General features: G+C 69.1%; 18 protein-coding genes and 1 pseudogene. 6 read left to right on the top strand and 13 right to left on the bottom strand.

Annotated elements, in window-relative coordinates; genetic code table 11:
• Positions 1 to 36: 36 nt before the first annotated feature.
• From ADL12_RS00835 to ADL12_RS00815, 5 genes are all read right to left on the bottom strand, one after another.
• Positions 37 to 2,178: a beta-galactosidase gene (locus ADL12_RS00835; protein WP_062697322.1), complete on the bottom strand. Its 2,142-nt coding sequence runs from the start codon at positions 2,176 to 2,178 to the stop codon at positions 37 to 39.
• Positions 2,179 to 2,206: 28 nt separating this feature from the next.
• Positions 2,207 to 3,127: a carbohydrate ABC transporter permease gene (locus ADL12_RS00830; protein ID WP_062697320.1), complete on the bottom strand. Its 921-nt coding sequence runs from the start codon at positions 3,125 to 3,127 to the stop codon at positions 2,207 to 2,209.
• Entirely contained in the window at positions 3,124 to 4,047 is a 924-nt protein-coding gene (locus ADL12_RS00825; RefSeq protein WP_062697318.1) for a carbohydrate ABC transporter permease, read from the bottom strand. The genes ADL12_RS00830 and ADL12_RS00825 overlap by 4 nt, the downstream gene beginning before the upstream one ends.
• A 1-nt stretch (position 4,048) precedes the next feature.
• On the bottom strand, positions 4,049 to 5,437 hold the full coding sequence (locus tag ADL12_RS00820; RefSeq protein WP_062697316.1) for an extracellular solute-binding protein: 1,389 nt from the start codon (positions 5,435 to 5,437) through the stop codon (positions 4,049 to 4,051).
• Positions 5,438 to 5,729: 292 nt separating this feature from the next.
• Positions 5,730 to 6,866 (bottom strand): LacI family DNA-binding transcriptional regulator, encoded by a 1,137-nt coding sequence (locus ADL12_RS00815; RefSeq protein ID WP_062697314.1) that lies wholly within the window; start codon positions 6,864 to 6,866, stop codon positions 5,730 to 5,732.
• Positions 6,867 to 7,114: 248 nt separating this feature from the next.
• On the opposite strand from ADL12_RS00815, the gene ADL12_RS00810 reads away from it, so the two are divergent.
• The 4 genes from ADL12_RS00810 (at position 7,115) to ADL12_RS00795 (ending at position 9,597) form a co-directional block, all read left to right on the top strand.
• A complete protein-coding gene (locus ADL12_RS00810; RefSeq protein WP_062697312.1) occupies positions 7,115 to 7,618 on the top strand; it encodes a MarR family winged helix-turn-helix transcriptional regulator in 504 nt (167 codons plus the stop codon).
• A 110-nt stretch (positions 7,619 to 7,728) separates the two neighbouring features.
• Positions 7,729 to 8,343, top strand: coding sequence for a DsbA family protein (locus tag ADL12_RS00805; protein ID WP_062697309.1), 615 nt, complete (start codon positions 7,729 to 7,731; stop codon positions 8,341 to 8,343).
• Between the two features lie 35 nt (positions 8,344 to 8,378).
• Positions 8,379 to 9,185, top strand: a complete 807-nt coding sequence (locus ADL12_RS00800) for an MBL fold metallo-hydrolase (RefSeq protein ID WP_062697308.1) — start codon at positions 8,379 to 8,381, stop codon at positions 9,183 to 9,185.
• A 1-nt stretch (position 9,186) separates the two neighbouring features.
• On the top strand, positions 9,187 to 9,597 hold the full coding sequence (locus tag ADL12_RS00795; protein ID WP_062697306.1) for a nuclear transport factor 2 family protein: 411 nt from the start codon (positions 9,187 to 9,189) through the stop codon (positions 9,595 to 9,597).
• Between the two features lie 214 nt (positions 9,598 to 9,811).
• On the opposite strand, the gene ADL12_RS00790 is transcribed toward ADL12_RS00795, so the two are convergent.
• Positions 9,812 to 11,263: a GH1 family beta-glucosidase gene (locus tag ADL12_RS00790; protein ID WP_062697304.1), complete on the bottom strand. Its 1,452-nt coding sequence runs from the start codon at positions 11,261 to 11,263 to the stop codon at positions 9,812 to 9,814.
• Between the two features lie 426 nt (positions 11,264 to 11,689).
• Between ADL12_RS00790 and ADL12_RS00785 the strand changes: the two genes are divergently transcribed.
• Entirely contained in the window at positions 11,690 to 13,252 is a 1,563-nt protein-coding gene (locus tag ADL12_RS00785) for a glycoside hydrolase family 43 protein (RefSeq protein WP_062697302.1), read from the top strand.
• A 148-nt stretch (positions 13,253 to 13,400) separates the two neighbouring features.
• Here ADL12_RS00785 and ADL12_RS57975 read toward each other — a convergent pair whose 3' ends face one another.
• The 5 genes and pseudogenes from ADL12_RS57975 to ADL12_RS00755 all read right to left on the bottom strand — a co-directional run bounded on the left by ADL12_RS57975 (position 13,401) and on the right by ADL12_RS00755 (position 16,784).
• A complete protein-coding gene (locus ADL12_RS57975; protein ID WP_062697300.1) occupies positions 13,401 to 13,667 on the bottom strand; it encodes an aldo-keto reductase family protein in 267 nt (88 codons plus the stop codon).
• Between the two features lie 5 nt (positions 13,668 to 13,672).
• Positions 13,673 to 13,888, bottom strand: a complete 216-nt coding sequence (locus tag ADL12_RS57970) for a hypothetical protein (protein ID WP_062697298.1) — start codon at positions 13,886 to 13,888, stop codon at positions 13,673 to 13,675.
• Positions 13,889 to 13,925: 37 nt separating this feature from the next.
• Complete coding sequence (locus tag ADL12_RS55925) at positions 13,926 to 15,614, bottom strand: LacI family DNA-binding transcriptional regulator (RefSeq protein WP_425265055.1); 1,689 nt, start codon at positions 15,612 to 15,614, stop codon at positions 13,926 to 13,928.
• A gap of 248 nt (positions 15,615 to 15,862) precedes the next feature.
• Positions 15,863 to 15,985: pseudogene (locus ADL12_RS53640) on the bottom strand (nuclear transport factor 2 family protein); the annotation flags it as partial.
• Positions 15,986 to 16,163: 178 nt separating this feature from the next.
• Positions 16,164 to 16,784 (bottom strand): class I SAM-dependent methyltransferase, encoded by a 621-nt coding sequence (locus ADL12_RS00755; protein ID WP_062697293.1) that lies wholly within the window; start codon positions 16,782 to 16,784, stop codon positions 16,164 to 16,166.
• A 291-nt stretch (positions 16,785 to 17,075) separates the two neighbouring features.
• Here ADL12_RS00755 and ADL12_RS00750 point away from each other — a divergent pair, with 291 nt between their 5' ends.
• The gene (locus ADL12_RS00750) at positions 17,076 to 17,612 is read left to right on the top strand and encodes a DUF4396 domain-containing protein (protein ID WP_062697292.1); all 537 of its coding nucleotides are present in this window, start codon (positions 17,076 to 17,078) and stop codon (positions 17,610 to 17,612) included.
• Between the two features lie 437 nt (positions 17,613 to 18,049).
• Here ADL12_RS00750 and ADL12_RS00745 read toward each other — a convergent pair whose 3' ends face one another.
• Positions 18,050 to 18,556, bottom strand: coding sequence for an NUDIX hydrolase (locus tag ADL12_RS00745; protein ID WP_062697290.1), 507 nt, complete (start codon positions 18,554 to 18,556; stop codon positions 18,050 to 18,052).
• A gap of 9 nt (positions 18,557 to 18,565) precedes the next feature.
• Complete coding sequence (locus ADL12_RS00740) at positions 18,566 to 19,111, bottom strand: P-loop nucleotide/nucleoside kinase family protein (protein ID WP_062697561.1); 546 nt, start codon at positions 19,109 to 19,111, stop codon at positions 18,566 to 18,568.
• Positions 19,112 to 19,482: the final 371 nt, after the last annotated feature.

The raw sequence follows: 19,482 nt of genomic DNA, 5'->3' as shown, positions 1-19,482 counted from the left end.
GCTGTGCCGGCGGCCCTCGTCCCGGGCCGTCGGTGCCTATGCGGTGACGAACACCCGTACGTCCCAGGCGCGGAGTTCCAGCGCGGTGCCCGCGGGGATGCTGCTGCCGTCCAGGAGGTCGGACAGCTCCACCGGAGCCACCGCGTGGGCCGGCTCCCAGCTCCAGTTGTGGATCACGTGGACGCGGCGTCCGTCGGGGGACGTCCCGGTCGTCGCGGTGACGGTCTCCGGCAGGTCGCGCCAGCCGCTGATCGAGGAGGGCGCGAGCCATTCCGCCATTGCGCGGGCGAGGGAGCGGCCGGGGATCGTGCCGACGCAGGTGATACGGCCCGCGCCATGGCGGCGGGTCGTGACCGCGGGCCAGCGGCCGAAGTGCGGGTGGTCGTATGCGGCGAGAACGTCGGCGTCGGTGACGGTCAGGCCGTCGGCCCAGCGGGTCGCCGTCGCGTCCTGCGGCAGTTGGAGCGGGCCGCCGGGCACGGCGTGTACGGGGAGGTCAGCGGCGAGGTTGCTGAACTCGTCGTACGTGACGCCCGCGGCCTCGGCGAGGCGTCCGGGTTGCGGTTCGAGCCGGGCCCTTGCCTCGTGGTCGGCGTATCCGGTGCGCGGGCCGACGACCAGGTGGCCGCCCGCGTCGGCGTAGGCGGTGAGCCAGTCGAGGGTCGCGTCGGCGGCGATGTACAACGCCGGTACGACCAGCACCGGGTGACGGCGTGCGGCCTCCTCCGGTGCCATGCCCGCACGCGCGCCGCTCGGGTCGTGCAGTTGGCGGGCGTGCACGATCCGCACCTGGCGGCCCGCCTCGAACGCGCCACGGTAGAAGGGGTCGAGGATGCGATGGTAGGCGGCGGGGTCGGGTTCTCCGTCGGGGGTCGCGAGCGGTGGGTGCTTCTGCATCAGCCACTTGCTGGGCGTCGAGTAGACCACCGTGATGTCGGCGTCCGGTTCGAGCCCCGCGACGAGCGGGCCGACCGCCTCGAACTCGGCGCCGAGGCAGGCGAGTTCGGCATAGGAGCGGCCGGGCTGACCGCTGTGCGGCAGGACGCCGCCCCAGTAGGTCTCGGCGCCGAAGCGCAGGGTCTGCCACTGCCAGTACTCGATCATCCGCGCGCCGCGCGCCACGTGCGCCCAGGCGGCCTGCCGCCACTGACCGTCGTAGGCGGGGCGGTTGTCCCAGGCGAAGCCGATGGAACTCGCGTTGGTCTCGGTGACCAGGAACGGCTCCTGGCGGGAGGAGAACATCCAGTCGGCGGTCTGGTACATCGACCAGACACCGGTGGTCTTCCAGACCTGCTCGTGATCGTCAGGTGTGGGGTCGGGGAGCAGGAGGCCGTCCTGCATGTCGTAGTACGGGTTGCCGGAGGCGATGTCGAGCCGCGCGGACAGCTCGTCGTCCTCGACCCCCTGCCGGGTGTAGGAGATGCAGGTGGTGACGAAGTGGCCGGGGCGCGCGTACTTACGGACGATGTCCGCCTGCCAGCCGATGAACTCGGTGACCTGGCGGGCCTGGAACTCCCGCCAGGCGACGTCGTACTGAGGCTGGACGTTGCCGTCCGGGGTCCACAGGTCGGCCCAGGTGGACAGTCGGTGGGACCAGTACACCAGGCCCCACTCACGGTTCAGGGTCTCGACGTCCCCGTACTTCTCGCGCAGATGGTCGACGAAGCGCTGGAAGACGCCCTGGTTGTGGAAGAGGTGCAGGCCCGGTTCGTTGTCGACCTGCCAGCCGATGACCGCCGGGTGGTCGGCGTACCGGGCGACGATCTTGCGGATGATCCGCTCGGCGTGGAAGCGGAAGGCGGGGTGGGTGAAGTCGACCTCCTGGCGACCGCCCCAGCCGATGCGCTGTCCGGTGGCGTGCTCACCGGTGATCTCCGGGTACTGGCGGGCCAGCCACGGCGGGACGGCGTACGTCGGTGTGCCGAGGATGACGGAGATGCCGCGCTCGTGGGCGCCGTCGAGGACGGGCTGGAGCCAGTCGAGGTCGAAGCGGTCGTTCTCCGGCTCCCACGTCGACCAGACCGACTCGCCCACCCGGATTACGGTGAAGTTCGCCTCGGCCATCAGGTCGAGGTCGGTCTTGAGCCGTTCGTCGGGCCGCAGTTCGGGGTCGTATTCGGGCGTGTACTCGTGGTAGTACGCGGCGCCGAACAGGACGCGGGCGGGCAGATCCGCCATGGAGGAACCTCCGGGAAATGAGAGGGAGTTACTGCTTGACGCCGCCGGTGGCCAGGCCGCTCTGCCAGTAGCGCTGGAGCAGGAGGAAGGCGATGACGAGCGGCACGATGGAGATCAGGGAGCCGGTCACGACGAGCGGCAGCATGTCGCTGCTGGCGCCGCCTCCCCCGTTCTGCGCCTGCGCGGCCCAGGAGGAGAGGCCGACCGTGATGGGGTACAGCTGCGGATCGTTGAGCATGATCAGCGGCAGGAAGTAGTTGTTCCAGGTCGCCACGAGTGTGAACAGCAGGACAGTGACCAGGCCGGGAGCCAGCAGCCTGAGCGCGATCCGGAAGAAGATGCGGGCCTCCCCGGCCCCGTCGATACGGGCGGCCTCCAGGAGGCTGTCCGGGACCGCGTCGGCGGCGTAGATACGCATGAGGTAGAGGCCGAAGGGGTTGACGAGCGAGGGCAGGATGATCGCCCAGGGGGTGTTGACCAGGCCGACCTTGGCGAACAGCAGATAGGTCGGGATCGCCAGCGCGGTGGCCGGGACCATGATGGCGCCGAGGACCAGGTTGAACGCGGCGCGGTCGCCGCGGAAGCGGAACTTGGCGAACCCGTACCCGGCGGCGGCCGCCAGCAGGGCGGCGCCGACCGCGCTGACGACGGCGTACACGGCGGTGTTGAGCAGCCAGTCCACGAAGACGCCGTCGTCCTGGGTGAAGGTGGCTTTGATGTTCGCCAGGAGCTGCGGGGCGTCGGAGAACCACAGGCCGAAGCTGTTGATCAGGTCCTGGGTGCCCTTGGTCGAGGCGACCAGCAGCCAGAACAGGGGCAGGAGGAAGTAGGCGAGCGCCGCCAGCATGGCGATCGTCAGCGGGGTGCTGCGGCGGCGGGCGGCGGGCCGGTGACGCCTGGGTGCGGCAGGGGCCGCTGCGGTCGCCGGCGGCTGCAAGGTGGTCGTCATGCGGCCCTCCTGCGGTTCGCGGTGAGCAGTACGGCGTAGGAGGCGATGACGATGACCAGTCCGAGGAGGAAGGAGACCGTGGCCGCGTAGTTGAGCTGGTTTCCGGTGAAGGCGAGGGAGTAGGAGTAGAGGTTGGCGGTGTAGGAGCTGCTGATGACGTCCGGGGCGATCTTCATCAGCAGGTTCGGCTCGTTGAACAGTTGGAAGCTGCCGATCACCGAGAACAGCAGGGTCAGCAGGAGCGCCGGCCGCAGCGCGGGCAGCTTGATCGACCGGGCGATCCGCCAGGCGCCCGCCCCGTCCATCGCGGCCGCCTCGTACAGGTCCTGCGGGATGGTGCGCAGGGCCGCGTACAGGATGATCATGTTGTAGCCGACGAACTCCCAGGTGACGATGTTCGCCAGGCTGCCCAGCATCCAGCTCTCGCTGAGGAAGTGCGGGGCCGGGATGTCCAGTTCCCGGCTCAGCTGGGCGAACGGGCCGAAGTCGGGGCCGTAGAGGTAACCCCACATGAGCGCGGCGACCACGCTCGGGACCGCGTACGGCACGAAGATGCCCAGCCGGATCACGCGGGCCAGCCGCAGCAGACCACTGTCGAGGGCGAGGGCGAACACCAGGGCCAGCAGCAGCATCAGCGGGACCTGGATCACGAAGAACAGGGCCACGCGGCCGATGCCGTGCAGGAGGAGCGGGTCCTTGAGGGCCGTGACGTAGTTGTCCAGGCCGACGAAGACCGTGCCGCCGATGAGGCGTTGCTGGAAGAGGCTGAGGTAGGCGGCATAGCCGAGCGGGGCGAGGAACAGCAGGAGGAAGAGGATCAGGAACGGGGCCACGAACAGCGGGCCCGGCCCGCCGAGCCGACGGCGCGGCGGGCCGGCTCGACGCGGTTTCCTGTCGTATGCGGCGGTGGTGGCAGCCATCTCAGGCCCCCTTGACCGTGAAGCCCTGGTTCTTGGCGTACGTCGTCAGCCGCGACTGCCAGGTGCCGAGGGCGGCGACGGTGTCGGCCTGGTCGGCGAGGGACTTGCCGACGGTCTCGGTCCAGTCCTTCGCCGCCTGGTCCAGGAACGGCGGCCACTGGAACGCGGTCGGGACCGTGTCGCTGATGTCGGCGAAGACCTGGTTGACCTTCTGGCCGCCGTAGAAGGCGGGCGCGTCGCCGGTGAAGCTCGGGTCCGCGAGCAGGGACTTGGTCGCCGGGAAGAAGAACTGCTTGGTGGCGAACATCTTGGCGCTCGCCGGGTCGCTGTTGAGGAACTGGGCGAACCGGGCCGCCGCGATCGGGTTCTTGGTGGCGCGGATGACCGCGGTCGTCGAGCCGCCCCAGTTGCCCGAGACCGGCTTGGCCGCGTCCCACTGCGGCAGCGGCGCCGCCCGCCACTTGCCCGCGGTGGACTTGGCCGAACCGGACAGGAACGCCGGACCCCAGGCCGCGGTGAGCCAGGTGGCGTACTTGCCCTTGTTGAACCCGGTGTACCACCCGTCGGTGAAGTCCGGGTCGGTGCTGATGACGCCTTCCTTCGCGAGGGCGCCCCAGTACTCGGCGAGCTTCTTGGAGACCGCGTCGTCGACGCTGACGGACAGGTCGCTCTTGCCGGAGGTGGCGTACGGCTTCGCGCCCGCCTGCCACAGCAGGCCGTGCCAGGCGGCGGGTTCGTTCGCCGCGAGGTTGGTCAGGTAGACGTCCGGGTCGGCCTTGTGCAGCTTGCGGGCCGCGGCCGCGAACTCCTCCCAGGTCTCCGGCACTTGGATGCCGTGCTTGTCGAAGATGTCCTTGCGGTACAGCATGCCCATCGGTCCGGTGTCCTGCGGGATCGCCCAGACCTCGCCGCCGGGTCCGCTGACCTGTCCCCACGTCCAGTCGACGAACTGGTCCTTCAGAGCCGTGGCGCCGTACGGGCTCAGGTTCAGCAGGCTGTCCGTGATCGTGAAGGTGGGGACCGCCTGGTACTCGATCTGCGCGAGGTCGGGTGCGCCGGTGCCGGCCTTGAGGGCGGTGCGCAGCTTGGTGTAATGCTCGACGCCCTGACCGGCGTTGACGACCTTGACCTTGATCGCGGGGTACTTCTTCTCGAAGAGCGCGATCTCCTGCTGGATGTCCGGGACCCAGGTCCAGAACGTCAGTTGGGTCGGCGTCTTCATCGCCTTGTCGATATCGGCCTGGCTGACCGGCTCGGTGGGGGCGGAGGAGCCGCCCGAGTCGCCGTCGCCGCCGCACGCGGCAAGCGCCGCGCCGAGGGACAGCGCTCCGGTCGCGGCGAGGAAGCGCCGACGGCTCATGGAGGACGTGGGAACGAAGGATCGGGGCATGGTGAACTCCCGCCGGTGGGCATGGGGACGGCACGCCTGGCGAGGGCGCGTCGCACGGGTGGGAAGGGAGAAGTGCAGAGGTGGGGAGGTGTGAGGAAGGGCGAGGCGCGGACGTCGTCACCAGGGCATCGGGGTCGCCATGTTCGGGTGTGCGTCGCGCGGGCTGTGGCGGGCGCGCGTGTCACGTGCCGTACAGCGGAAGTCCACGGTTGTGGAAGGGTTTTGAGGGGCGGTGGCCGCAGGCGGGCTCACCTTCCGGCGCGAGCGGGTGTCGCTCGGGCCGGGGTGCTGTTCAGTCGGTGGCGGGCGGTCCGTTCCCGGCCGGTGGTGCGTGTGCCGAGCCGTTCGAGCGGGAGGCCGAGCGCCGCCCGCGTGCTGGAGTCGTCCGGGCCACCGGAGGTGCGGTCGAGGCACGGACGACCAGTTCGACCGGCGGATCGTTCGCCGGCGCCGGCTCCGCGTCCGGTTTCTCGATGGCCTGCACCAGGAGGCGGAGCCCCTCGTGCGCCACGGCGTCGAAGGGCTGGCGCATCGTGGTCAGCGGAGGCGTGACATAGGCGGAGACGGGGATGTCGTCGAAGCCGACCACACTGACATCGTCCGGCACACGCAGGCCGGCTTCCGTCAGAGCGCGGATCAGACCGATGGCCATGTCGTCGTTGGCGGCGAACACCGCGGTGACGTCACCGGCAGAGGCGAGTTCGCGCCCCGCAGCGTAGCCGGAGGCGGCCGACCAGTCGCCCTCGAGGACGGGCGGCTGCAGCCTGCCGCGCGCCGACAGCGCCGCCCGCCAACCCCCGAGCCGGTCCCGGGCGGCGAACCACCGCTGCGGACCGGCAAGGTGATGAACCGTCACATGGCCGAGGTCCAGAAGGTGTTCGGTGGCGGCCCGCGCCAGCGACTCGGCACCGACCCCCGCGGTCACGGCCCGGGGACCGCCGAACGTCGCGGGCGCACCGAGCACGAGCACCGGCACGTCGACACTGAGGGAGACCGATCCCTCGTCTGACTCGTCGATCGGTTCGGATACGACGATGCCGTCCACGCCCTGCTCGAGCAGCGACTCCACCGCCCCGGCGACACCTCCCCGGTCGCCCTCCAGCGTATTGACGACCCGGAGTGCATAGCCCGCGTCCCGGGCGGCCCGCTCGATGCCGATGAGCAGCGAGGCCGGCCCGTACAGGGCAGTCCCCAGCGTGACCACGCCGATGGAGCGAGTGCGCCCCGAGGCCAGCGCCCGGGCCGCACTGTTCATCCGGTAGCCGAGCTCCTCGGCGGCTCCGAGCACACGCCGGCGCACGTCGTCGGAGACGTAGCGCTCGGCGTTGAAGACCCGGGAGACCGTCTTCTGTGAGACGCCGGCCAGCCGGGCCACGTCCACGGCACGCGGCGCGGCAGGGCTACCGCCCTGTCCTCCCACTCGCGTCATTGGTGTCTCCCGATGTCCGGCGGCTCAGATCCTAGCGAGTCAGAGCCAGTCGCCAGGAGCCGATGTCCCGTCGGCGTCCCGTATGACTGCGCTGTCATGACTGCGGTGTCATATCTACGCAGTCGAACAGGACGTGTCAAGACTTCGCGCAGCATCACGGCAACCCGCAGCCGGCCTTCCTCCGCACTCGCTGAGCCGATACGCGATCAGGCACGGTAGGTTCCGCCTGGACGAACACAGGAGGTGCCGTGGGCGAGCAGGGCGGGCAGCCGGAGATCACGACCGCGAAGGAGGCGGCCGACAACGAGCTGGTCCTGGCGTTCGGACGGTTGCAGGGTGCCGCGAACCGGCTGGAGTACATCCTGGGTCGGAAGATCGAGGAGGAGTGCGGGATCAGCCACCTGATGTACGAGGTGCTGTTGATCCTGGGACGGGCCGGCGACCCGGGGCTGTCGATGCGAGCGATCAGCCAGGAGCAGGTGCTCACCACGGGCGGGGCGACGCGGCTGGTGGACCGGATGGAGGCTGCCGGACTGGTGCAACGCGTCACGGATCCGGCCGACGGGCGGGGGCGTCTGGTGCGACTGACACCACTGGGCGAGGACACCGTCGTACGCGCCTCCCGGCTCCACGTGGAGAACATCAAGCGGTACTTCCTGGAGCCCCTTCCCCCTGCCCACCGGGAGCGCTTCGCGGAGGACCTGCGACTTCTCAGCCACTCGGCCCGGACCTCCCTGCCACTGCTGCCCTGAGCGGGCGCCGCGCCATTGAGGCGGGCGCATGGAAATATCTGACGCGTCAGATAATGTTGCCCGGGTGAGCGTCCGCACAAGGCGGGTGCCACATCCTCTCGAGGTCCTCGATGAAGCTCCTCTATGTCTTCGACGCCTACTGCGGCTGGTCGCACGGTTTCTCCGCAACGCTGGGCGAGATCACCTCCCGGCACCCCGAAATGCCGGTGGAAGTCGTCTCCGGCGGCCTGTTCACCGGGCCGCGCCGGGTGCCGATCCGCGAGTTCGGGTATGTCCGTGGCGCCAACGCCCAGATCGCCGAGCGGACAGGCGCCGAGTTCGGCGAGGGCTACGAGCGGCTGATCGCCGACGGCTCGTTCGTGATGGACTCCGAGGCCGCCGCCCGCGGGGTGGCCGCGCTGCGCCGGGCGGCTCCCGACCGTACGGCGGAACTGGCCGCCGCCCTCCAACGCGCCTTCTACATCGACGGACGGAGCCTTTCCGACGCGACGACCTACCGACAGGTCGCCGCGGACGCGGGGTTGGACGCCGAGGCAGTCGTCGCCGCGTTCGCGGCATCCGAGACGCAGGCGGAGGCCGTATCCGACTTCCGCCGCGCCGCCGCGCTGGGCGTCACCGGCTTCCCGACGCTCCTCGCCCTCGACGGCATGCGCGTCACCACCCTGGCCCGCGGACACGCCACCGCCGACGACATCGACCAGCGGCTGTCCGCCCGCACCTCCTGACCCCACTCCCCTCTCCGAGAGCTAGGAGCCTTTCCATGAGCACGCTCGACTTCAAGGTCCACGACCTCGACTTCCCCGCCGGCAGCAAGAACAAGACCGCCACCCTCGTCACCGGCGAGAGCCAGGCCCTGCTGGTGGACGCCGGCTTCACCCGGGCCGACGGGCACCGCCTGGCCGCCGCGATCCTCGACTCCGGCAAGAAGCTCACCACCGTCTTCATCAGCCACGGTGACCCCGACTTCTACTTCGGCGCCGAAGTCCTCGCCGACGCGTTCCCCGACGCGAAGTTCGTCGCCACCCCGATCGTCATCGAACACATCCGGCACTCCTACGAGGGCAAGCTCAAGGCGTGGGAGGCACTCGGCACGAACCTGCCCACCCGCCTCGTCGACATCGAACCGCTCACCGGCGACCTCTCCCTGGAGGGCCATCGCTTCGAGCTGAAGGGCGGCCCGGCCGGACTTCCGGACCGGCACTACCTGTGGCAGGCGGAGCAGCGTGCGATCCTCGGCGGCGTACTGCTGTTCCAGCACGAGCACGTCTGGGTCGCCGACACTCCCACCCCGGGCGACCGCGCGACCTGGATCGACCTGCTCGACGAGATGGCCGCCCTCGACCCGCAGCTCGTCGTCCCCGGCCACCGCCTGCCCGGCACCGCCGCCGACGCCTCCGCCATCACCGCCACCCGCGACTACCTGGTGGCCTTCGAGGAGGAGCTGGGCAAGGCCGCCGACGGTGCCGCGCTGACCGAGGCCCTCGTCGGCCGCTACCCCGACCACGGCATGCTGATCGCCGCGCAGATCGGCGCCAAGGTCGCCAAGGGCGAAATGAAGTGGGGCTGACATGACCGAGTTCGCCGTCTCCCCCGCCGACGTCGTACGGCGCCAGTACCTGGCCTCCGCCACCGGAGACCTGGAAGCCCTGCGCGCCACCCTCGCCCCCGACGTGGAGTGGACCGAGATGGCCGGCTTCCCCCTGGGCGGCACCTACCGCACGCCCGAAGGCGTGACGTCCAACGTCATGGAGGAGCTGGCCAAGGAGTGGGACAACTGGGTCGCCCACGACGACACTTACGTCCCCGACGGCGAGAACGTCGTCGTGCTGGCCCGCTACACAGCCGTCAACAAGGCCACGGGCAAGCCGATCGACGTCCGGGTCGCGCACCACTTCGTCGTACGCGGCGGGCTGATCGTCCGCTTCGAGCAGTTCGTGGACACGGCCAAGGTCCGCGACGCGATGACCCACGACGCGTAAGCCGCGGTGGAGGCTCCGCCGCGAGTGGTGATCGGCGGGCACTCGGAGACGATCCCGGGCCGCTGCGCGGCGGGCGCCTGACCGCGCAGCGCGAGGGCGAGGTGGTCGCGGTCGCCACGCCTCGGCGCGACGTGGGACACGGCGTCCGCGCTCGCGTCCCAGCACAACTTCTGTGGCGCGAAATCGAGCCACACCCTCCTCGGAACGTTCGTGATCAGCGGATCCCGGTCGGCAGCGGCGGGATGCTCCCCGTCACTGCCAGCTCCCGGTACCACAGGGCGCTGTCCTTGAGCGTTCGGCGTTGGGTCTCGTAGTCGACGTGGACGATGCCGAAGCGCTTGGAGTATCCGTAGCCCCACTCGAAGTTGTCCATCAGCGACCACACGAAGTACCCGCGCAGATCGACGCCGGAGACGAGTGCCCGGTGGGCGGCGGTGAGGTGGCGACGTAGGTAGTCGACACGCTCGGGGTCGTGGACGGCGTAGGTGCCGTCGGAGCGGGTGGAGAGGTGGTCGTCGAAGGCGGCTCCGTTCTCGGTGATGACCAGGGGCTGGTTCGGGAAGCGGGTGTGCAGGTCCAGGAGGAGTTCTTCGAGTCCGTCAGGGTCGATGTTCCAGCCCATGGCGGTGTGCGGGCCGTCCTGTTGGACGAACTCGACGTGGGCCGAGCCGGGCCAGGGCGAGCCGCCCATGTCCTTGTGACCGTCGCTGTTCTGACGCGGTGTCACTCCGTCCCACAGGCGGACGGTGGTGGTGGCGTAGTAGTTGACGCCGAGCAGGTCCAGGGGCTGGTGGATCTGGGTGAGGTCGCCGTCCTCGACGAACGCCCAGTCGGTGACGGCGGCGGTGTCCTCGATGAGGTCCTGCGGGTAGTGGCCGCGCAGCAGGGGTTCGGTGAAGGAGCGGTTGGCCAGTGCGTCGATGCGGCGCACGGCCTCTTCGCCGCCGTCGCCCTTACCGCGGAGGACGTGGAAGTTCAGGGTGACGGAGTACTGCGGATCATTGGTGGCCACCGCCCTGAGCTGTTGAACCGCCAAGCCATGGGCGAGGTTGAGGTGGTGGACCGCGGTCAGAGCCGCGGCCCCGTCGGTGCGGCCGGGGGCGTGGGCTCCGGATCCGTAGCCGAGGTAGGCGGAGCACCACGGTTCGTTCAGGGTGGTCCAGATCGCTACGCGGTCGCCGAGGACTTCGCCGACGGTACGGGCGTAGTCGGCGAACGCGTAGGCGGTGGCGCGGTTCGTCCAGCCACCGGTGTCTTCGAGGGCCTGGGGCAGGTCCCAGTGGTAGAGGGTCGCGACCGGGATGATGCCCCGGTCGAGAAGGCCGTCGACCAAGCGGCTGTAGAAGTCCAGCCCCTTGGGGTTGGCCGGGCCCCGACCGGTGGGCTGGATCCGCGGCCAGGCGAGGGAGAACCGGTAGGCCCGCAGGCCCAGGGACGCCATGAGATCGAGGTCTTCCTCGAGGCGGTGGTAGTGGTCGGCGGCGATGTCACCGGTGTCGCCGTTCCAGGTCTTGCCCGGGGTGTGGGAGTAGGTGTCCCAGATGGAGGGACCGCGGCCGTCCTCGGTGGCGGCGCCTTCGATCTGGTAGGCGGCGGTCGCGGAGCCGAGGAGGAAGTGGCTGGGGAAGGACAGGGGTTCGACGGGTTCCTGCCTGGCTGTCGGCATGCACGTTTCTTTCGATCAGGGGGAGGTTGGAGACGGCCGAGCCCTTGGAGCCGCTGTACGCGATGCCCCCGACCTCGAGGGTGGAGGTCCAGCACTGCGACGTGTCCGGCTCGCGGTCGGAGGCCGAGTCGTCACCGGAGGCCGAGTCGTCACCGTAGGGACAACCGGCCGGCGAGGCCGCCGCGAGAGCGACTACCAGCGCGGCGACGGCCGACTTACCGGGAACAAAACGTCCCCGCCGGCCGACCCGTCCGGACTGGAAACCAAGGGAGTTGCGCTCATTCACGTCTCCTCCGACGTGTGGTGCGTTCCGGCTTCTGTCGGGCTTCTTGCCGGGAACCACGGTGATGTTAACGTTAACAAGCTGTCAAGGTCTTCGCCCCGACGAAATCTCGTTCCCACCCCCGCCTGCCTCGGAGTGCGCCCGTGCCGACCTTCGCCAACCCCGTTCTTGCCGGCAGTCATCCGGACCCGTCGATCTGCCGGGTCGGGGAGGACTTCTACCTGGTCACGTCGTCGTTCGCGTACTATCCCGGGCTCCCGGTGTTCCACAGCCGCGACCTGGTGAGCTGGAGACCGCTGGGTCATGTGGTGCACAGGCCGTCCCAGGTGTCGTTGACCGGGCTGGACGTCTCGGACGGCCTCTGGGCCGCCACCATCCGCCATCACGAGGGCACCTTCTACGCGGTCGTGACCCTGGCGAGAGGCCGCCAGGGCAGCACCACCTTCCTCTGCACCGCGGCCGACCCGGCCGGTCCCTGGTCGGACCCCGTCGTGCTGGAGGCAGAGGGCATCGACCCGTCGCTCTTCTTCGACGACGACGGCCGCTGCTGGTTCACCGCCTGCCGCGACGCCGCACACCCGGAGGAGACCGGCCCGGGTGAGCTGTGGATGCGCGAACTCGACCTGGAAACCCTGGCGTTGACCGGCCCGACCCACATCCTGTGGCACGGGGCGATGCGCGGTGCCTGGGTGGAGGCACCGCACGTGTACAAACGCGATGGCGTGTATTACCTGATCGCCGCGGAAGGCGGCACCGAACACCATCACGCCGTGACCGCGGCCCGCTCCGACACCGTCACCGGCCCCTACTCCACGGACCCCAGGAGCCCGCTGCTCACCCATCGCCACCGCGGGGCGGCGGAACCGATACACCACGTCGGACACGTCGACCTCGTCGACACCCCCGCCGGCGAGACCTGGGCCGTCGCCCTCGGGGTACGGCCGTTCGAGGGTACGCACACACTCGGCCGCGAGGTGTTCCTGGTTCCCGTCGAATGGACGCCCAGGGGCCCCGTGTTCGCACCGGACACCGGACGGGTGAGGCTGTCGGAACGGCTGCCCGCGGGAACGAGGACGGCGACGACCGTGGGGGCTCCTGACGGACCGGTGACGTACGAGTTCAGCGGCAGCGCACTCGGCCCGGAATGGAACAGCCTGCGCGGACCGGTCGACGACCTCGTCTCACCGCGCTCCGGAGAAGGCGGCCTGACCATCCGCCTCTCCCCCGAGCCCCTCACCTCGACCGGCACCCCCGCGTTCATCGCACGCCGCCAGCAGCATCTGCGCCTGCGCGTCCGCACCCGTATCCGCTTCACCGCCGCCACGCCGACGCAGGAAGCGGGTCTGACCGTCTTCCAGAACCACAACCAGCACGCCACGCTGGGCCTCACCGTCGACGCCTCCGGAACCCCGCATGTCATGCTCACCGCCCGCGAGGCAGGCGCCGCCACCCGCCTCGCGGCGGTCGCCGTGGCGGACAGCGAGGTCGTCCTCGCTGTCGACAGCGACGAGTCCGGCTATACCTTCAGCGTCAAGGACAGCTCCTGGACGACCCTGGGAAGCATCGAACGGCCCTTCTTCAGCACGGAACGCGCCGGAGGGTTCGTCGGCGTCTACATCGGTTTGTACGGCACCGGTACCGGCACCGCCGAAGCCGACGCGGGTGAGGCACACGTGCGCTGGTTCGAGTACACCCCGGTCGACTGACGGTGTGTCAGGGGCGGTCCCTGCAGGCGGGGGTCAGCCGTAGAAGTTCTTCGCCCAGCGGTGCTTGGCCCGCTGCGAGAGTGCGGCCGCCGCGCTTGCTGGGTGAGCGGCGGTGCGTCGGCGATCGCCGCATTGCGTTCCACGTTCCTCAGCGAGCACATCCCGACGATGACGGGGGAGCCGCCTGTCCGGCGAGGGCGAAGCGCAGGGCGGTGGAGGGGAGTTCCGCGACGTCGATCCCCAGGTCGGCGAGAATCGCGTCCACGCGCTTTTCGACCCGGGCGGGCCGGTCGTCCCTGAAGTACCAGTTGCGCCAGTCGCCCTCCGGGAAGGTGACGCCCGTCCGGATCGAGCCGGTGAGGGCGCCTTCGTCGAGTGCGACCCGACGACCCGACCGATCACACCGACGCCGCACTCCTCTCAGGCCGGCAACAACGTGTCGGACGGGGCCTGTTCGAAGATGTTGCAGATGACCTGGACCACGTCCGGGACTCCGGTGCGCAGCACCGCGAGCACGTTCTCGGGCTGGTGGTCCTTGACGGAGATCCCGAAGGACCTGATCTTGCCCGGCCCCCGGGCTCCGTAGCCGATCTCGGACACGTTCAGCCCGGTGCGGCCGAGTTCCCGATCACGCATGTGCTGTTCGTACTCTTCGGGTGACGCGGGCCACGCTTCAGGAATCCGCGCGGGGAGCGGCGGTGCTGCGCCGTACGACGAGTTCCGGCGTGATCTTCTGTCGCTCCGCTTCCTTCCCGCCCAACATCCCTACCAGCAGTCCGATGGCGCTCCTGCCCAGGTGGACGAAGTCCTGGCGGACCGTGGTCAGGGCGGGCACGAGGTAGCCCGAGCCCTTCATGTCGTCGAACCCGACGAGTGACACGTCCTGCGGCACCTTCACGCCCCGCTCCGCGAACGCCGCCAGCGCTCCCATCGCCATCTGGTCGTTGCCCGCGAAGACCGCGGTCGGCAGGTCGGTGCCGGCGGTGCAGAGCTGGTGGGCGAGGCGGAATCCGCTCTCCGCACTGAAGTCCCCTTCGAGCATGCTCCCCGCCGCTCCCGCGGCGGCGAGTTCGGCCTGCCAGCCGTCGACACGGGCCCGGGCGTCGAAGGTGCGCAAGGCACCCGTCAGGTGGGCGACGCGCCTATGTCCGAGATCGAGAAGGTGCCGAACCGCGAGTCGGGCGCCGAGTTCCTGGTCGACCTCGACGAAGCTCAGATCGGGGTTGGGCACGCTGCCGGACATCACCACCGCCACCGGAACCTCGAAGACCAGGCCGGACAGCGCCTCCACGGCGAGGGGACGGTCGGCGACCACCGCGATCGCCTCGACCGACTGATCGGTGAGCCGCTGCAGTGTCTCCACGAGGTCACCTGTGGTGCTCTCGCCCTGCCGGCTCGCCAGACTCACCCAGTAACCAGCCTGCTTGGCGGCCGTCTCCACACCCAGGAGGATGCGGGGCAGCTCGAACAGCTCCGACCCGACGATGACTACGCCGATCGTCGACGAACGGCGGCTCTTGAGAGCCCTGGCCACACTGTTGCGGCGGTAGCCGAGCTTCTGAATCGCGGCCTCGACCCGGGCCCGGGTCTCCGGCCGCACCGACGGATGACCGTTGATGACCCGGGAGACGGTGATGTGCGAGACGCCGGCCTCCCGTGCCACGTCCATCATTCCCGGTGGCCGGTTCATGTCACCCGTTCCTCTGCCCTCAGCCCGAGCACGCGGCCCTGCGTCCACAGCCGATACTGTCACAGGCCTCGGGCCGCATCCTCGCAACGGCCGGGACGAGATTCGGGGGCCAGGAGCGGGGACTGGGCGCGTCCCGCCGGTGACACGGTGCCGCCTGCGGCCGAGGTAGTGCTCGCCTGCCAGCAGGTCCTCGTTGTCGGTGCCGACGTCGAGCAGGATCGGGAGGGTGCGCGCCGGGTGGATGCCGCCGATGGCGGTGTAGAAGCTGAGCTTGCCGATCGGGATGCCCATGCCGCCTACGCCCTGGTCGCCCAGGCCCAGGATGCGCTGGCCGTCGGTGACGACGATGACGTCGACTTCGCGGCCCGGGCGGTTGCGCAGGATGTCGCGGAAGCGATGCCGGTCCTCGTACGTCAGGAACAGGCCGCGTGGCCTGCGGTAGATCTCGCTGAAGCGGCGGCAGGCCTCCCCGACCCTCGGGGTGTAGACGATGGGCAGCATCTCCTCCAGGCGCCGAGTGAGCAGGCCGTAGAAGAGCACCTCGTTGGTGTCCTGCAACTGCCGCAGGTAGATGTGCCGGTTGAGCGGTTTGTCGTACGCGAGGAACGCCTCGCACGCACGGTCCGCCTGCTCCTCCTGTGTCTCCGTCGCCGGCGGCAGCAACCCGTCCAGGCCGTGTTCGGCGCGCTCCTGGGGACTGAAGGCGGTCCCCTTGTTGAGACGGGTATCAGGGACGGGGAATGCTGCCCAGGTTGGCGCCCGCCAGGTCGAGCATCTTGGGGGTTGTTGAACGCGATCGTCTTCACTGGCAGCTCGTGCAGTTTCAGCGTGAGTAGCTCATCCATCAGCATGCCGGGTCCCCCCAGCGCAGGACTTGGTGCGACTCGTGGGTGGCGATTCCGAGGTGGTGCTGTCCTTGATCAGGACTGGCCGGCGCTGTCCAGACGTTCCGTCGGCCCGCCGAAAGGCAGGACGAGGGTCCGTGTCGCCAGCAGCCAGGTGCCGTCGACCTTACGAAAGGTGTCCTCGTAGTGGCCCATCCGGCCGGCATGTCGGCACAGTTGGACGAGATACCGGCTCGCGCGGTCGGTGACGACGCGGGCCTCTGCATTCGGCATGACGTTTCCCTCCGGTTTTCGCGTGGGGATCCTCAGGCGGGGATCTTGGTGCGCGCACCCGTGCGGGGCGCACCGGGGCATGTACAGCCCGTCCTGCGGGTGTTCAGATCCTGGTTGCGGAGACGAGCCAGGACCGGATGCTCATCGGGTCGGTGGTGATGTCGATCGTGGCCGCTGCGATGGAGTCGATCCGCCAGCCGTCGGCGAACGCGGCTTCGATCTCCGCCCGTGCCACCCGCCGCGGCCCCTGATCCCCTGGCTGCTGGTCGCTGAAGCACAGCATGAAATATCGACCGCCTGGTCGTACGGCGGATCGCAGGCTGCCGACGTAAGTGGCGCGGTCGTCGTCGCCGAATATGTGGAACAGGCCGCAGTCGAGCACGGTGTCGAACTGCTCCCGGAGGGCGGCCAGTTTTCGGGCGTCGTGGACGAGGAACCGAGCTGTCAGCCCCCGGTCACGCGCCTTCTCCTCAGCCGTGCGCAAAGCAGTGGTGGCCACGTCGACCCCCGTGGCGTCCAGACCCAGGCCCGCGGCCATGAGCGCGTGCTCACCGGTCCCGCAACCGACGTCCAGCACCCGGCCTCGGACGACGCCCGCGTCGGCGAGAGCGAGGAACGCCGGCTGGGGTCGGCCGATGTCCCAGGGCGGCGGGCTGGCGTACATGTCATCGGGCTTGTGCCACGGATTTCCGGCGCCGGGGTGGTGGACAGGGGTGTCAGGCATGAGGGGCCCTTCTTTGGTCGAACGCGGGAACCTGCTGCTCCAGGTCCCTCCGTAGCCAAGCTAGTCTTATCGATACACAGTGTCTATATCGATGCATCATGTCTTGATCCCAGCATCGCATCCGGGCGCGAGACCGACGCACCTGAAAGCGCGAGCTAAACCCTGACCACCCTCACCCCCGGCCATCACTGGCCCGCATACTGGCTGGGCTCGCATACCCCTAGGGGGTATATAGTTCCTCGACGTGGGGCTCGGGAACGAGCCCATCAGATGGGAATGGGGATGAAGGCAATGGATCACACCGCTCAGCACTCAGGCGCCGGGCACGACCACGCCGCCCACGAGGGCCACCACCCTCACGTCGACCACGCGGCACATCACGGTGAGCACGCGCGAGCTTCCTGGGGTATGGCAGCCAAGGCGACGCTGCACTGCCTGACCGGGTGCGCCATCGGCGAGATTCTCGGCATGGTGATCGGCACGGCCCTGATGTGGGGAAATGTCGCCACCATGGTCTTGGCGATCTCGCTCGCCTTCTTCTTCGGCTACTCCTTCACCTTGTTCGCGGTGGTCCGGGCCGGTCTGGACTTCAAGACCGCGCTCAAGGTCGCGTTGGCCGCGGACACCGTCTCCATCGCCGTGATGGAGCTGGTCGACAACGCCATCATTGCCGTCACCCCCGGTGCGATGGACGCCCACCTGTCCGAGGGTCTTTTCTGGGCGGCCCTGTTGGGCGGGTTCGCCGTCGCCTTCCTGATCACCACGCCGGTCAACAAGTGGATGATCGGGCGCGGCAAGGGACATGCCGTCGTACACGCCTACCACTGAGAGCTTCCCGCACCGCGACGCGCCTCGGGCATGCGGTGGCCATCCGTGAAGAGCAGTGAGGAGCGGATGCGCACGCCTGACTGCCCCACGGCATGGTCGGCGAACCGACGAAGTGTCCGCACGGTATGGACCGGGCCGATGTCTGCAGCGCGACCACCGCCTGAAGCCAACAGCGTGCCGCACGGACAACAAGCCGAAGCCCAACTTCATCCAGGGTCTCAACCGACCGGCCAGGCTGTATGTCGACCCCGACAGCCATCGACACCGGGCGGAGATACTTGACCGCGCAAGTTCCCGACAGGCCTCGCTGTCTGCATCCGGCTGCCCAGCCGCTCACGCGCTGCTCTCCCACCTCCATGCCTGCACGGCCTACCACACACTCACTTCCGCGGGACGCCCAGCCGCGGAGGGCGAACTCCAGCAACGCGCACCGCAGCTCACATCGCTCCCGGCCGCAACGGCAAGGCGCGATATCGGTCGAACGCCTCGCGAGCATCCGGAACGAACTCCCGATCTCGGACCAGGTCAGTCAGTTCGGACTCAGTCAGCCAGTCATGCCAAGCGACCTCCGACGGGTCCGGCTGGACGGGTTCCGTGACGACGACCTCATGCAGACCGAGCCAATACGGGCTGATCGCGCCCTCGCACAAGAACTTGAACAGGTAACGAGGACGGGCATGAACACCAAGCTCTTCCACCAACTCCCGCGCAGCAGCATCTTCATACGACTCGGCCACGTCCACCGCGCCTCCCAGCATCCAGTTGATCTGCCCCGGGAAAAGAGCGACATCGTCTGGACGGCGGTGGACAAGGATCCGCCCCGCACTGTTGCGGCACACGATCGTCGATATGCGGTGCAGCCACTGGTGACGGATCGCCTCTCCCCTCTCCACAACAGCCAGCACCTCGTCACGTTCGTCGACACGCTCAACAAGTTCAGCCATGAACCAGTCCTACCGGCCCGCAGCCGCGTCGACACGAGCCAGCACCACATCGGCCAACTCCTGCGGGGTGAGCTCGCCATCCAGAAACACGGTGCCGCTGGGCAGGGTGTCGGCCGCGGCCATGCAAGGCTCGATCCTGTCCTTGCACCAGCGCCGGACCCTCTCGTCCTGTTCGGGGTCATCCGGGGTGAAGCTCCGGCCGTCGATCCGCTTCTCCAGCACCTCTCGGGAGACCTTGAGGAAGAAGTGGTGAACCTCGATGCCGGCATCCGTCAACTTGCTGAAGATCTCGCCGACATACCCAGGGTTGATCAAGGTCATGGGGACCAGAACCGGACGGCCGTACTCCTCAACCAGCCCTACCGCCAGGTCAGCGACCTGCCGCCGCCACAGCCGAAGATCCTGGAAGTCGCCAGTCGGCACCTCCACGATCTCCCGCAGCACATAGCCGACCACCTCCGGGTCGTAGACCAGAGCCTCGGGCCATCGAGGACGCAGCTCATCCACCAACGTGCTCTTCCCGCTGCCGAACGCACCGTTAACCCAGACGATCAACGCGATCCCCCACACCCCGGTTGCCAGGCCCACCCATCGGACCCGACCTGTCGGATCAGCATGCCCCGCGCATTGGATGAGGCCGAACGCCATTGCCAGAACACGCCCGAAAGATCGCCAAGCGGGGCCGGATCCCGCTGCCGAACTGGGTCACCTCACTCCATCGAGGCCATCCCGGAGACCCTGCGCTCCTGGGCAGACCCGATCCTGCCGCCGGCCAAGGCAGCGACCGGGTTGCGGTCAAGTACCCGCAACGTCACCGCTGGACACTCGCGTCCCCACGCAGGTCCCGCTCCGGGCGGGAGCCAGCCGTACACACTCGGGTTGCCGCACAGCCTCGCCGTAGGCCCCCGACCGAACCTGTTCTTCGC

It is taken from the genome of Streptomyces regalis (assembly GCF_001509475.1).
Classification (GTDB): Bacteria; Actinomycetota; Actinomycetes; order Streptomycetales; family Streptomycetaceae; genus Streptomyces; species Streptomyces regalis.
Note: the sequence above shows the minus strand (reverse complement) of the source record. Positions and strands in the feature narration are given on the sequence as shown.

Coding starts and splice junctions, on each gene's coding strand:
- ADL12_RS00755 (WP_062697293.1), bottom strand. CDS start 16,784: ATGCCTGACACCCCTGTCCACCACCCCGGCGCCGGAAATCCGTGGCAC.
- ADL12_RS00835 (WP_062697322.1), bottom strand. CDS start 2,178: ATGGCGGATCTGCCCGCCCGCGTCCTGTTCGGCGCCGCGTACTACCAC.
- ADL12_RS00745 (WP_062697290.1), bottom strand. CDS start 18,556: ATGGCTGAACTTGTTGAGCGTGTCGACGAACGTGACGAGGTGCTGGCT.
- ADL12_RS00815 (WP_062697314.1), bottom strand. CDS start 6,866: ATGACGCGAGTGGGAGGACAGGGCGGTAGCCCTGCCGCGCCGCGTGCC.
- ADL12_RS00800 (WP_062697308.1), top strand. CDS start 8,379: ATGAGCACGCTCGACTTCAAGGTCCACGACCTCGACTTCCCCGCCGGC.
- ADL12_RS00790 (WP_062697304.1), bottom strand. CDS start 11,263: ATGCCGACAGCCAGGCAGGAACCCGTCGAACCCCTGTCCTTCCCCAGC.
- ADL12_RS00830 (WP_062697320.1), bottom strand. CDS start 3,127: ATGACGACCACCTTGCAGCCGCCGGCGACCGCAGCGGCCCCTGCCGCA.
- ADL12_RS00750 (WP_062697292.1), top strand. CDS start 17,076: ATGGATCACACCGCTCAGCACTCAGGCGCCGGGCACGACCACGCCGCC.
- ADL12_RS00825 (WP_062697318.1), bottom strand. CDS start 4,047: ATGGCTGCCACCACCGCCGCATACGACAGGAAACCGCGTCGAGCCGGC.
- ADL12_RS00805 (WP_062697309.1), top strand. CDS start 7,729: ATGAAGCTCCTCTATGTCTTCGACGCCTACTGCGGCTGGTCGCACGGT.
- ADL12_RS00820 (WP_062697316.1), bottom strand. CDS start 5,437: ATGCCCCGATCCTTCGTTCCCACGTCCTCCATGAGCCGTCGGCGCTTC.
- ADL12_RS00795 (WP_062697306.1), top strand. CDS start 9,187: ATGACCGAGTTCGCCGTCTCCCCCGCCGACGTCGTACGGCGCCAGTAC.
- ADL12_RS57970 (WP_062697298.1), bottom strand. CDS start 13,888: ATGCGTGATCGGGAACTCGGCCGCACCGGGCTGAACGTGTCCGAGATC.